The following is a 13,224-nucleotide window of genomic DNA, read 5'->3' as shown; positions in this document are numbered from 1 at the left end:
TATTTAGTTAACGGGATTATACGCTAATTTTTTTTAGTTTTAAAGGAATGTCTATATCAGTTACGATAATTAAGTTGCTACAGCGTAAAAAGTCAGAGTGATGCGAAAGCAAGAACGATTAAACTCAATAATAGACTAAAATAAGAATAAAGCCCCCAATAGTCCCCCAAGCAAAATTAAGAATGCAATAACCTACTGATAATTAATAACTTTAACCTTCAATCAGCCCAATCGAGCATTGGCGCCACAGAAAAGCGGTGGTGGTGATAGCGGTCGGTCACAGTGCTAAGAGTACCTTTGGTTAGCGGGGTGGAGGTAATGGCGGGATTATAGCACTCTGAAGCGGAAATAGGTTAGCTCAAGACATGAGTTTGGATCTCATTCATCAAACACCTTATAACTCAGACAGCGACCTAGCTAGACCCTCGCTGGCTTTCCTCAGCCTATCAACTCCTTGGTATTGTTTTTTAGAGTACCGTTTGAAGCCTAAGCATGAAGCGATCGTTTGTCTAACTTTACTTAGCACTCCATTGGGGTAGATCATCTTGTTACATTCACTGCCAATCAATAAATAGTCTTTAGTCAGCTTAGCCATCACTAAACTTTGTTTTTCAAGTGTTGCAACCTCCGCTGTTAATTGTGGCAAACGTGATTGTAGTTTATCCAATTCAGAGATCACCTCAGCCTTTTTGGAGTGAGTTTTTGCTAGTTTCCGATGAAAGCCGAAAACCATTGTTAGCCAAGTAATAACTATTAGAGCTAGCGTAAGAATAAACTTGCCTCCTGCCATTCCGAAACCACCTGCGGCTAATGAACCTAAACCAAACCACGCTAAGGTTGCGTTAAAAGCTGCTATTCCAGAAAGTCCTGAAATTGCAGCTCCAGTAGAAGCCGTTCCAAATGCACCCACCGTTAGCCAAGCACCAGTAAGTGTTCCGACTCCTACTCCAGCCCCAGCAGCGACGTTAGTATGAAGGTTGTATTTGGAGTTAAAAGCTTTGAGCAGCAGAGTCGGTTCTTGTTTCGTTATAACAAATTTCTCAATATGCCATCCTTTTCCAATAATGTTCCGGTGCCTTTTTTTGAAAGAATTCAACAAAGCTACATTGGAAGAAATTGAGTCATATAGCTTATTTAATTCTTGGATTAATCGCGTAGCAGAATCATGAGTAGATTCATAGCGCTCATAAATAGTCGAGTATTCCTTTGCGAGTTTTAGATACCTAGAGAAAATACCGAAAGTGATTAGATTTTTTACGATAAAAGGGATGTTCTTTAATGCAGACATTAGTAACTGAAAATAGTAAAATTTATCGACGCACTATACCCAATGAGTGAGCTATATACATATAGTTTAAAGCGTTTATTAATAGCTAATTTGACAGACATCTCGCAACTCAAAAAAACGAGCCTGCTCTCCATTCTTTTGAAATGCCTCAATATTTAATGAATAGTTGAACAAGTACGGCAGATAAATGTTTACACCTTCTTTCAGTTTATTTTACTTAGTTAAAAACCTGACTAAATACCACAAAATTAATTAAAAAATTATCACCCCTCTGATCCTCTATCACTATTTACCAGCGACTCCGCTAAAGCCGCTCGTAACCGCTCCAAATACTGACTATCGACGATCAAATCGTCTTCAAACCCGTGGCGCTTATCTAGCTCAACGGCTTTTTCGAGCCATCTTATTGCTTCTTCATAGTCGCCATACCACTCGGCAATTTCGCCAAGCGAGTAATAGCTCGCGTTTAAACTTCGCCACTGCTGTTCGGCCTCAAATTCAGTAGCCGCTTTGTCTTGAGCGTAGAAAGCGTTTTGTAAGGCATCATAATAAACGTCGACATTGTCGGTGTAAGCCGCTTCCAGTTGATAGGTTTTAGCCAGTGCGCTCCACAGATAGCCCACGTCAAACAGCGCTAGGATTTGAAACCTGTCGAGTTCGTTAAGTGATAACGCTTCGTTATATTGCTCTCGCGCCTCCCAAAGCAGCTCGGGTTTCTGTTCAACTTGAGATAACAGATGCTCGCCATATGCGGCTCTGATGTTAATTTCTAGAGGCCAGGCAAAAAGCGAATCTTGAACCTGCTCTAAGGCGAGCTGATAATGCTGTGCCGCCTTTTCATTTTGGCCAAATTCATGTGCCTTAAGTGCTTGTTCATAGTTTCGCATTGTTGCGGTGCTAGCTACTATTGTGAGAATCAGCATGGGCGTACACAGTGTCGCAAACGCGGCATTCCAAGCGGTAAAACGTCTATCGACCCCTTGTTTTGGATAATTCTTGGCATTAATTTTGGCTAAGGCAATATTAGCGGGAATCAAACCAATGAATGATAACAGTGCGACCAACTCATAAAGGTTTAAAACCCGAGTTAAGAAAGGGGTAAAAAAGTAAATGCAAAACCCGACAAATGGATAGATAGCAGCCTTTACTTGAGCGTTTGTTGCGCTGCGTTGAATGGTCTTCAGCAAGCTGTGGCTGAAAAACGGCGCGAACACACCTCGCAGCTTAGGTAAAATGCCAGGACGCTGTGTTTTTTCAATTGCCTGCCAGTTTTTGTAGCACCAATAATAACTAAACAAACCCAAGGTTAATAAAGAGACGACGCAGAATTTTAGCGTTGAGGTGCTGTAGTATTCTGGCTGTCTGTTTGGCGCCTCTGAGCTCTGCGGTTGCGGTTGCGGGCACGGCATAGCATGCTCCTCGGGCGTGTTTGTTAGCTGGTTATCCATTGCTTGGTGCCTTGTTATTATTGTGCAAATCACTTGCTCTTTTAAGCCGCATTTTGACACAAATAATCAAACGATAATCAAGCAGTAAGGCGTTCTGTGATCTAAGCCAGTGAACTATAAATGCTCGTTTAACGATTTAGTAAAGCATATTTTACTGGTGTCAGGTGTCCCCTTGTCGATGTATCCGCTAATCTGGTAACCACTGTCTATCAACAACTGCAACATCGCTGGAAAACGATTCATCGATTTCACACTAATGCATCGATAACCTTGCTCTTGTACCCAGATCTCTTGTTCTTGTCGTAACAAGGTGGCAATACCGCGCTTGCGATGACTTGGAATTACCCCACCTAACCAACTGTAAAATTCTTGATTAGACAATGGGTAGCCTACTTTATAGGCCACCGGTGTATCAGCGTCAAAGGCAATCAATATCAAGTGCGATTTATCGGCTAACCGCTCAGCTAATTTTGTGTAAGTCCCGACCTGTTCAAACTCTGGAATTTGAGCTTCTACAGCAATGGCTTGTTCAATATTGCCAATGGCTATCTTAATGGTCATAAAAACAATCCGTTAAGCTAAGGTGAGCCGCAACAACAAACCGGGCAACGAGGTTACGCCAATGGTAAAGCTACTGACTTCTCCGTTTTTTATAATAAATAGTGTCGGCGCTATCGATACACCCCAAGCTCGCGTGAGTTCGCTGCTGTCATCGTTCACCACAGTAAAATCATAGTCTTGCTCGGCCATGTAGCGGTTTATCTCTTCATCGCTACCCGACGCCATGGCAATACTGGTAACGTCATAATACGACGCTAACTTATTGACTTGAGGGCTCACAATACGGCAGGCGGGACACCAGCTGCCCCAAAAATAAACCAGCTGTGGCGTTTCATAAGAAGCCGCCATGATATCGACCTTTTGGCCGTGTGTATCCATGACTACCTGTTGAGGAATCGCCTGCTTGGGAAAGTCTCGGCCGCGATATTGATCCAGCGCCCATAAAACACCGACCACCACCACAAACCAAATCGCGGCTTCTTTGCTGTATTTGACCAACTTACGTTTCGTCACGAATTGTGTTGCCTCATGAGATGAAGACTTACGTCTAATTACAGTTTATCCGGTATGGCTTTAGCCTTGTCGATAAACAGTTGCATCGCCGCATCTGGACGACGACTGGATAAGTAGACCACTTCTCCCCACCATAATTCCGTGCGACCATCGTCAATTTTAAACATTTGCAGTTCGTCTTTATGGCTTGACTGATTCGCTAAGAAAACCGGTAAGCGCGCCCAACCTAAGCCTGATTTCACCATCTCCATGATTTCAATGGTGTTATTGGCCACTATGACTCGATGGCTTTCGCGGTGAGCGCTTTCTAACCCTACGTCTTTCATAAAGCTGTGAATGATTTGCGGCATGGATCTGAGCTGCTGACGCGTTAGCGAACCGTCAATAACCTTGTAATCTGTTGAGACCACATTGGTCAACTCAAACGCAAAGCTTCGAGACATGCTCATGTCCATTGGGGTTTGAATGCCCGTCGGACAAAAACCGACATCCACTCGACCAGAACGCAACCAGCTGTGTATCTGCATAACGTCGCCGGTTAACACGGTCAAGTTAATGCTGGGAAAACGCTTAAGCACGCTCTTGTAGCAGTCAATGACGTCGTTGCAGCGCAAAGCGGGGTCAATGGCCACGGTAAAGTCGGTGGGCGCTTTGGCAATAACCGAGTCCGCCTTGTCTTGAAAAAACTCGGCTTCTCGAAGCACCGGCTTGGCGAATTCCAGTAGCTCTTTGCCAGCTTCAGTTAAGGAAATGCTGCGCCGACTGCGCTCAAACAATTCCACACCAATATCGATTTCCAAATTAGCCACCAGCTCGCCAATGGTCGACGAGTGTTTGCCTATGGTAAGTGCCGCGCCACGGAAACTTCCGCTGTTAGCGGTTTCAACGAATGCTCTTAATTGCTCTAGGCTATAGGCCATCCTAAACCCTATAAAGGGGAAACCCCTTACTCAGTAATTACTATTTAAGGATATTACCATACATAATAGCCCCATCAAGTGAAGACCACTTTAAACCGAAACAACGCCGAGGTTCATTATGAAAAAGTCAATTATTGCTCTAGCTACTGCCACTGTTCTTACCGCCGGTATCGCAACCGTTGCAAATGCCTGCACTACTTTAGTTTACAACAACGATAAGGCTGCCGTTAGCATGCGCACCATGGACTGGGTTGGTCACGACGATGCTAAAGTCGTTGGCGATGGTAAAGGTATGGAGCGTCAATACGCCAATACTAAAGATGCCGTAACCACCACCTCTAAGTTTGCAGCGCTTAAAATTTCAAGCTTCTTACCAGGTATCGTTGCTGAAGCGATGAATGAAGAAGGTCTAGAAGCACGCATCCTTTATTTAGGCAGTGACTACACTCAATTTGGCCAGCCAACTGATGCCAAGCCTGATGTTGATGCCTTAATGATTCCACAATGGGCAGCGGACAACTTCTCTACGGTTAAGGAAGTCGTGGCTAATTTACACAAGATTGATGTAATCGATAACGGCGTTTGTGGTTTGCCTCCACATGACGACATGACTCACTGTAAAGAGAACGCGCCGGTTCATTATCAATTTGCTGACCGCTCTGGCGACACCGCCGTAGTTGAATTCATTAACGGTGAAATGAAAGTGTATCAAGAAGATGGCAGCGCCTACATGTCTAACGACCCTGAGTTCAGCTTCCACTTATTGCTGGACAAAGAGCAAACTGAAGCGGGTGCGAGCATTAGAGCTTATGACCGTCGCTTACGTGGCAAGGCGGTATTGGAAGACATGTACAAGCGCAATGTTACCGACATCAACGCGGTTAAAGTTGCAATGAAAGCCGCTGCTAACACAGTATTCTCAGGCTACGAGCAAGAAGACCCGTATGTCGGTGGTGTATTCCCAACCTTATGGACTGTGCACACTGACCGTAACGCTGGCGAGTGGGTACTAGACCGTCACGACACGTGGGAAATCGAAACGTACAACTTTAGCCAATTCGATACCAACAAAGCTGAGCGCCAAGTACTTGGTGCGCATCCAAAAGCTAAGTAATCGATAAGCTTGGAAGGTAAATTGCTAAAAAGTCACTCGCTTGTAGGCGAGTGACTTTTTTGTTTGTAGGACGGCTCAAGGACTATCGAGCAGCAACTGGGGCTAGGTTTTTCGCCTTTGCCGTCTCGATTGCTTCTTGGTTAGACAGCTTAACCTCTCGCCACCAAGCGCTTTGCACACGCTCATCAATGGCCAGCACCGAAACCGGCTCTCCAAACAAGCTGGTGACCAGCGTGACCTGCTGTTCTTGTGCGGCTTGATGGGCCCGCTCCAACGGCTCATACCAATTGTGTAACGCCAAATCGAAGGTGCTGTTGTGAATGGGCATCATGGCGCGACCTTGAAGATCAATGTTCGCCTGCACGCTTTGCTCCGGCATCATGTGAATGTCGCTCCATGCTTCGTTATAAGCGCCGGTCTCAATTAAAGTTAAATCAAACGGACCGTAAGTGTCGCCAATGGCTTTAAAGCCAGGGAAGTAACCGGAATCGCCGCTAAAGAAGATATTTGCCTGTTGGCCTTTTATCACCCAGCTGGCCCATAAGCGTTTGTTGGTGTCTAAAAGCCCGCGTCCAGAAAAATGCTGAGTGGGGGTTGCCGCAAATAACAGCGAATCGATGCGCGTTTCTTGCCACCAGTCCAGTTCGCGAATGGTGTCCGCTGCCACACCCCAGTCTTGTAGCAATTCACCAATGCCTAAGGGCACTATGAACGCTTTGGTCTTGGGGGCGAGCGCTTTGATGCTGGCTTTGTCTAGATGATCGTAATGATCGTGACTGATTACCACCACATCAATGTCGGGCAATTCCGTAAGCTCAATGGCGGCTGCTTGAAAGCGTTTTGGCCCGATAAACTGAACCGGTGAGGCGCGCTCACTGAACACCGGGTCGGTTAGGATGAGTTTGCCATCGAGCTTAATAAGCGTTGAGCTGTGGCCTAAGCGAGTAACGCTGGCATCGGGTAATTGCTGCACCGATTGGTGGGTCATGGCTACTACTGGTAACGGTTGAGTAGGCGCAGGCTCGGTGCGTTTACTGTTCCAATAGGCTTTAGCCGCATCCCACAAAGATGATGCCGAGGCACTGTATTGCACATCCGTGTTTTGATATTTTCCATCGATATTAACCGCCGCTGAATGCTCCGCGGCTAGTGAAGAAGATGTCATTAGCAAAGCTCCTACAAGTACAGGTTTCATATTTACGCTCAAATCTACAGTCAAAAGTAAACTAGTCGGTGTAGTTTACATTGATATTGCAAAAAGTAAACTGCTTAGTGTACTATTTGCGTTAATTATTGAATTTGACGAGTTACCAATGAACCTAAGTCGTAGCCAAATGAAACGCCGAGCCATTGTTGAAGCAGCAAAAAATGCGTTTCTAAGTCAAGGGGTTGATGGCACCAGTATGGACATGCTGGCTAAGCTTGCGAATGTGTCTAAGCGTACTGTGTACAACCATTTCTCCAGTAAAGATGAGTTGGTCATTGAATTGGTCAAAGGACTTTGGGAAGAAGCCAGTGCCGCTGCAAAAGTGGATTTTCAAGCTGACCAGCCGCTAGTTAAGCAGTTGCAACGTCTATTGAGCGCCGAATTAACCATTAGTTGCGATGCTGACTATCTGGCGTTGGCGAGAGTAGCGTTTGACTATTACTTCCATTCACCGGCCGAGCTTAGGGAACAGGTTCAAAAAATATCCAAAAAAGACAGTGCAATCGGACATTGGGCTGAAGCGGCTTTGCGTGAAGGGCGACTGAAGGAGTGCGATGCGTTGCGGTTTAGCGAGCACGCTTACGCGCTTATCAAAGGCCATTATTTTTGGCCGATGGTAATGGGGATGCGCGATGCGCCATCGGATGCTGAAAAAAAACAGTTCACTAAGCAGATTAGTGAACTGTTATTAGCTCGGTATGCGGCTTAAGGGCTAAGATTTAGGGCTAAGATTTAGGGCTTAGCGCTTAAGCGCGGCTCATAAATTTCTTTTCTTCGACGTTAACTTTGACTACATCACCGGTGGCAATGTATTCCGGCACCTGCACGGTTACGCCAGTGGACAATACTGCGGGCTTGGTGCGAGAAGTTGCCGACGCGCCTTTAATGGATGGGTCGGTTTCCACCACTTCTAAATCCACACTGGTTGGCATATCCAGTGCTACTGGAGCATCGTTAACAATGACTATTTGCATGCCTTCTGTGGCTTCGTTGAAAAACGGAATCTCGTCGGCGATGGCGTCCTTATTAAGGTGATAAGGGGTGTAATCTTCATTGTCCATGAATACATACTCATCGCCATCAACGTAAGAAAATGCTGATGGTCTGCGGCGTAAATCCGCTAAATCCAACATTTCTGAATCTTTAAACGTTTCATCGACTTTGGCACCGGTGACAATGTCGTACATGCGCATCCGATATAGGCTTCCGCCAGCGCGGCCTTGAGGCACAGAGCGCTCGATGTCGCGTACAATGTAGGTTTTCCCATTAAATTCAATGGCGGCGTTTTTCTTGATATCACTAGCCTTTGGCATAGTCCAAATTCCTATCTTTGATTCAATTAGCTCAATGGCGCAAGTTAGCATACTCAGCGGTTTGGGGAAACCTAGCTCCCCAAAAAGGGGGCCAGGCCCCCTTTCCTAAAACAATAAAAGGGGCCTGGCCCCTTTTTAGCGATCCTCGAACTCCAACGCACCATCGATAAACTGCTGCATCGCAGGATTTATAGCTTTAGTAGCTTGCCACGCAATATCGACTGGCCACTCAGCAAATACTTCCCGAGCACCTTTAAACGTTTGTACCGCTTTTCGCTCTACGGCAGCACCACAAATAAAAGCCGGTAAATGCCCCCACCCGACACCTTGTTCTATTAAATTCAGCATTTGCTGAGCATTATTACAGCGCAAAAAACGATGGCTAAACACATCAGCATCTGCAAACCCTATGTCCTCAATGAACGACAAGCTCAATTGCAATCGATCCGCCAGCCAGCGCTGATTGTCATCTTTAGGCAGCTTCCAATTGCTAGGTAATACCCGAGTCACCTCGAACTTATAGGCGGTTGTGTATTGCAGGTGTTGCGGAACGTTGATAATACCTATCATGAAGCCAATATCTACTTCTCCCCTCAACAGCCAATCTCGCACCTGAATCGTGTCACCTTGTAATACCTGCATCGACATATACGGAAAGCTATCGAGAATATCTGCTATCAAGCGATCCAGCTCTTTGCTCATCACGCTGGCATCAATACCAATGACTAAGCTATCCGGTACGCCTTCTAGTAAGCTACTAACCTTAGCCTGAAAATGGCCAGATTCTTTTAACAAAGATTTGGCATAGGTATACAACTGCTCGCCTTCCGCCGTCACCTTCAACGATTTTGGTAAGCGCTCAAACAAAGTAAGGCCCGTATCAAGTTCTAAGTTATTCACTTGCTCTCGCAGCGTAGATACGTGTTTTCCAAGATGTCTCGCAGCGGCGGCCATCCCCTTTTGCTCAACAGTCGCAACGTATGCTTGTAACTGCTCTAACGAATAAGCCATAAAACCCACCTTTTTAGACTACCTAAATACCCTACCCTAAGCAGCTTTTAGAATCCAATATTTAGTGGATAATTAACTCAAACCAACGAGATGCAATGTTTAGCCCATCGGCTTAAATTTAACGAGGAAATTATCATGACTATTACTAAGAATACTTTATCAGCCTTACTTATCGCTGCAGCCTCAATAACCGCGTTAACGCCAGTCGCTGAAGCGTGCTCACGTTTCACGCTAGAAACTCCGCACGGCGTAGCGACTGTCCGTTCATTGGATTGGGGGCAACAGTTGGGAAATGTAGCTCAGGTGAATCCGGTCGGAATTCAACGCAACAGCGAAGCCCCGAGCTACGCCAACGCGATGCAGTGGACAACCAAGTACCACAGTATTGCTCAAATGGAATATGAAGTGTTCCATGGTGTCGCTTCAGACGCCATCAACGAGAAAGGTCTAGCGGCATCATTGCTTTATATGGCTGATTCACAAGAGTTTATTAAAGACTATAAGGATAACGGTGCTCCAGCAGTAAGCTTCTTAGATCTCGTAGCCTATATCACCGAAACCTATGCGACGACTGAAGAAGCGGTCCGCGCCTTTAACAACAAACAGTGGCAAATTGCTTGGGTCGACGGATTACACGGAACTCAGCACGGCTTGCATGTGTCGATACAAGACAGCAAAGGTGATATCGCGCTATTTCAACTTAACGAAGGTGGCGAAATGGTGGTATATCGGGGCGACAGCAACAGCGACCTGCGTGTAATGGCCAATGCTCCACTGCAACAATACCATCGTGACAACGCTGAAAAAGTGAACTTCGATGATTTGACTGCTAAAGACTTGCCGAGCTCAATTAGCTCCAAAGATCGTCACTTACGCGGCCTATTTAATACTCAGCACGTTAGCTTCGATGAAGGTAAAAACTGGGCACAAACTCGCGGTAAACTGCTTAGTACTTTCAATGCTGGTAACTTAGTTCCTCAGGATTTAATAGACCCAGTTAATGGCGAAACCTACGCGACCTGGACGCAATTTGTCTACAACCACAGTAATGGTGACTTCCTGTTTACCAACTACGACACTCGCGCTCAAATTGGTTACAACTTTAATGACACCTTAGAGTTCACCAAACCTATGTGTGCAGATACCGTTAAGCAAGCCGAGCAAGGCTTAACTAAGGCGGTTTTCTCCGAATGTAAGTAACCCGCTGGCCGCTCTCCAAAAAGGGGGCCTGGCCCCCTTTTCTTGATGCTATAAAAAAGGGGGCCTGGCCCCTTTTTTTGGTTGCTAAGAGCTATAGGTTGCCCAATAATGATTTAAAAACACCACCGTGAGAATTAGGGCAATGAAAATACACCACTTACGCAGTGCAACTTTCGTCATAGAAACTCAGCAAGCCGTTATTATTGTGGACCCCATGCTCAGCGATAAAGGAGCCCTTCCACCTTTTTCAGTAGTGCGCTTTAAAGCACAAAAGAACCCGACGGTTGCTCTACCAGAAGGCTGTGCAGAACTACTTAGCAAAGTCACTCACGCGTTAATTACTCACAGCCAAACCTTCGGTTTTAAACCGCTACAGCATGCAGATCATTTAGATCCCGCAGGCGAAGCTTTTCTAAGCCAAAACGACATTCCTGTCACCACCTTCGCTAAAGACAAAGCTTATTTGGAAAAGTACGGTATGAAAGTAAGCCACGGTTTAAATCCTTGGCAACCAACCGAATTCCTAGATGGCTCCATTACTGCAGTACCAGCACAACATGGGCATGGCTGGATCCATAAGGTCATGGCTAACGGGTGTGGCTTTTTTATAAAATTACCCGGTGAACCCAGCTTATACATAAGCGGTGATACCGTGCTAACCGATGACGTAAGACGGGCGCTTGACGAACTTAAACCGGACATTACGGTTGTCGCAGCAGGACAAGCTCAAATGGATGTTGGTCAATCGCTCTTAATGCCCACCGCAGAGGTAATAGATTTCATAAAGCTCAGTCCAAAACAGGTAATAGCCAATCACATGGAAGCTCTCAACCATTGCCCGGTTGACCGAAAGACCCTAGCCAATTCATTACAACAGCATGGACTTCTTGAAAAAGTATGGATACCCACCGACGGCGAATCTCGCCAATTTAGCGCCTAAAAAAAGGGGGCCTGGCCCCCTTTCTGGAAGCTTAAAAAAGGGGCCTGGCCCCTTTTTTTGCGATTAACCTAAAACCCGAGCGGTATTCCAAAGGCAAAGAAAGCAATCAGCATGGTGGTCCACGCAATCAAGAACACCACAGAATACGGCAGCATCATTAGGATCATGTCACCAAAGCTTAAGTCAGGCTTGTATTTGCGCATAAACGCCAAAATCACACCGGCGTAGCTCATCATCGGAGTAATGATGTTGGTGGACGAGTCCGCCACTCGATAAGCCGCGGTCACCAAATCTGGCGTCATATTAGGGTTAACGGCGTACAACATCGGGATAAAAATAGGCCCCAACAGCATCCATTTAGAGGTAAGCCCACCTACGAATAAGTTAATAACCGCGGTGGTGAATACGAATCCAATAATCAACAGTATTGGAAATTCTTGCAGCCCAAGTGATTGCAAAAACGTCGCCCCCACAAAGGTGACATAGGTACCGAGCCCCGAGTAACTGAGCAAGCCCAAAAAGTTGTAGCAGAAAAAGGTTAGCACCAAAATGTAGCCCATGGTGTTCATCTGCCCCACCATAGCGTTAATCACATCCATCAGCTTAGTAAACTTCTTGGAAGCGAAACCAAACGCGGCACCAATGATGATGAACACCATAGCAATCAATAAGATGACGTTATTCAGTAGAGGTGAAACCGTGCGCCCAGTTTCATCAGTAAACTCAGCCAACGGCCCCATCCCCAGCGCCACAATAATGCCTAACGCACCAATTAAACCCCACAACGACGCCTTAAGACCGCGCTTTTCGTCGTCACTGATATTAAAATCTTCGAGGTGCATATCTTCAGGCACCACGTAGTCCATTTTTTCAAGCTTGGGTGCTACAAACTTTGCTGTAACCCAGGCGCCAAGCGCCGCCAGCAAGAAGGTGGATGCAAAAATAAAGTAGTAATGCATGGTCGCCGGCGTTAACGCGGTGCCATTTGCTCGCTCAAAAGGCACGCCTTGAGATTCGGCAAATACCTGTGCGTTCATTCCCAAAATGACATCAATGGGCGTAGCCGGAATCAAGTTAGCACTAAAGCCTGCAGATACCCCAGCAAACGCCGCCGCCATGCCAATCAACGGGTTTTTGCCAAGACCGGCGTATAGCAAACCCGCCAGCGGAACCAACACCAAGTATCCGGCGTCGGTGGCAATGGAGCTCATGATGCCAAGAAATACCAAGGCCGGCGCTAGCAATTTATCCGGCAACCGGGTACCCAGCTTTTTAATAACAGCGGTCAACAAACCTGAATGCTCAGCAACACCAACACCCAGCATCACGATCAAAATAACGCCCAGAACACCATTACCAAAGGCCAACCAATTTTGCAGCAACGCGTTATCAAACAGCCAGCGCACGTTTTCCGCTTCGGTCATGTTCTTAATAACGTGGGTCGTTACGCCACCACCAGGGTTTTGCGTATCAAACGTTAACCCGCCTACAACCGCAGTCAGCAAGAAGCAAAAGGTCAACAAAGACATGAAAATCACGATGGGGTCAGGTATTTTTTTTCCAATTTTCTCCACCAGAGATAAGGTGGTATCAGTGGCTTGGTGGTTCGCCATGTTACATGGTCTCCTAGTTATTGAGCGCAAGCGGCGAAGTGTATCACGAAAAACTCAAATTGAGCTCGATTAGGCGATTTCCAGCCAAGACTTCCG

General features: G+C 46.2%; 13 protein-coding genes. 4 read left to right on the top strand and 9 right to left on the bottom strand.

Going from position 1 to position 13,224, the window contains the following annotated elements; all coding sequences use genetic code 11:
• Window positions 1-394: 394 nt before the first annotated feature.
• From CLC91_RS15015 to CLC91_RS01455, 5 genes are all read right to left on the bottom strand, one after another.
• Complete coding sequence (locus tag CLC91_RS15015; RefSeq protein WP_179287505.1) at window positions 395-1,288, bottom strand: hypothetical protein; 894 nt, start codon at window positions 1,286-1,288, stop codon at window positions 395-397.
• A gap of 263 nt (window positions 1,289-1,551) precedes the next feature.
• Window positions 1,552-2,697, bottom strand: coding sequence for a tetratricopeptide repeat protein (locus tag CLC91_RS01470; RefSeq protein WP_158220667.1), 1,146 nt, complete (start codon window positions 2,695-2,697; stop codon window positions 1,552-1,554).
• A gap of 153 nt (window positions 2,698-2,850) precedes the next feature.
• On the bottom strand, window positions 2,851-3,297 hold the full coding sequence (locus tag CLC91_RS01465) for a GNAT family N-acetyltransferase (RefSeq protein ID WP_095497176.1): 447 nt from the start codon (window positions 3,295-3,297) through the stop codon (window positions 2,851-2,853).
• 12 nt (window positions 3,298-3,309) lie between these two features.
• Window positions 3,310-3,810 carry a protein disulfide oxidoreductase gene (locus tag CLC91_RS01460; protein ID WP_095497175.1) on the bottom strand — a complete coding sequence of 167 codons (501 nt, stop codon included), beginning with the start codon at window positions 3,808-3,810 and terminating at the stop codon, window positions 3,310-3,312.
• 38 nt (window positions 3,811-3,848) lie between these two features.
• Complete coding sequence (locus tag CLC91_RS01455; RefSeq protein WP_095497174.1) at window positions 3,849-4,730, bottom strand: LysR family transcriptional regulator; 882 nt, start codon at window positions 4,728-4,730, stop codon at window positions 3,849-3,851.
• Window positions 4,731-4,848: 118 nt separating this feature from the next.
• On the opposite strand from CLC91_RS01455, the gene CLC91_RS01450 reads away from it, so the two are divergent.
• On the top strand, window positions 4,849-5,844 hold the full coding sequence (locus CLC91_RS01450; RefSeq protein WP_095497173.1) for a linear amide C-N hydrolase: 996 nt from the start codon (window positions 4,849-4,851) through the stop codon (window positions 5,842-5,844).
• Between the two features lie 82 nt (window positions 5,845-5,926).
• On the opposite strand, the gene CLC91_RS01445 is transcribed toward CLC91_RS01450, so the two are convergent.
• The gene (locus CLC91_RS01445) at window positions 5,927-7,009 is read right to left on the bottom strand and encodes an MBL fold metallo-hydrolase (protein ID WP_095497172.1); all 1,083 of its coding nucleotides are present in this window, start codon (window positions 7,007-7,009) and stop codon (window positions 5,927-5,929) included.
• 148 nt (window positions 7,010-7,157) lie between these two features.
• Between CLC91_RS01445 and CLC91_RS01440 the strand changes: the two genes are divergently transcribed.
• Window positions 7,158-7,760 (top strand): TetR/AcrR family transcriptional regulator, encoded by a 603-nt coding sequence (locus tag CLC91_RS01440; protein ID WP_095497171.1) that lies wholly within the window; start codon window positions 7,158-7,160, stop codon window positions 7,758-7,760.
• A 37-nt stretch (window positions 7,761-7,797) separates the two neighbouring features.
• Here the strand turns inward: CLC91_RS01440 and efpL are convergent, their stop codons facing one another.
• Both efpL and CLC91_RS01430 read right to left on the bottom strand, forming a co-directional pair.
• Window positions 7,798-8,364 (bottom strand): elongation factor P-like protein EfpL, encoded by a 567-nt coding sequence (efpL, locus tag CLC91_RS01435; RefSeq protein WP_095497170.1) that lies wholly within the window; start codon window positions 8,362-8,364, stop codon window positions 7,798-7,800.
• Window positions 8,365-8,499: 135 nt separating this feature from the next.
• Window positions 8,500-9,375: a LysR family transcriptional regulator gene (locus tag CLC91_RS01430; RefSeq protein WP_095499871.1), complete on the bottom strand. Its 876-nt coding sequence runs from the start codon at window positions 9,373-9,375 to the stop codon at window positions 8,500-8,502.
• Between the two features lie 135 nt (window positions 9,376-9,510).
• Between CLC91_RS01430 and CLC91_RS01425 the strand changes: the two genes are divergently transcribed.
• Window positions 9,511-10,575, top strand: coding sequence for a linear amide C-N hydrolase (locus CLC91_RS01425; RefSeq protein ID WP_095497168.1), 1,065 nt, complete (start codon window positions 9,511-9,513; stop codon window positions 10,573-10,575).
• A gap of 142 nt (window positions 10,576-10,717) precedes the next feature.
• Window positions 10,718-11,515 (top strand): MBL fold metallo-hydrolase, encoded by a 798-nt coding sequence (locus CLC91_RS01420; protein ID WP_095497167.1) that lies wholly within the window; start codon window positions 10,718-10,720, stop codon window positions 11,513-11,515.
• A gap of 68 nt (window positions 11,516-11,583) precedes the next feature.
• On the opposite strand, the gene CLC91_RS01415 is transcribed toward CLC91_RS01420, so the two are convergent.
• Window positions 11,584-13,128: an AbgT family transporter gene (locus CLC91_RS01415; RefSeq protein ID WP_095499870.1), complete on the bottom strand. Its 1,545-nt coding sequence runs from the start codon at window positions 13,126-13,128 to the stop codon at window positions 11,584-11,586.
• Window positions 13,129-13,224: the final 96 nt, after the last annotated feature.

It is taken from the genome of Paraferrimonas haliotis (assembly GCF_002282895.1).
Lineage (GTDB): Bacteria > Pseudomonadota > Gammaproteobacteria > Enterobacterales > Shewanellaceae > Paraferrimonas > Paraferrimonas haliotis.
The sequence above is the reverse complement of the archived record's forward strand: the minus strand, read 5'-3'. Positions and strand labels throughout refer to the sequence as shown.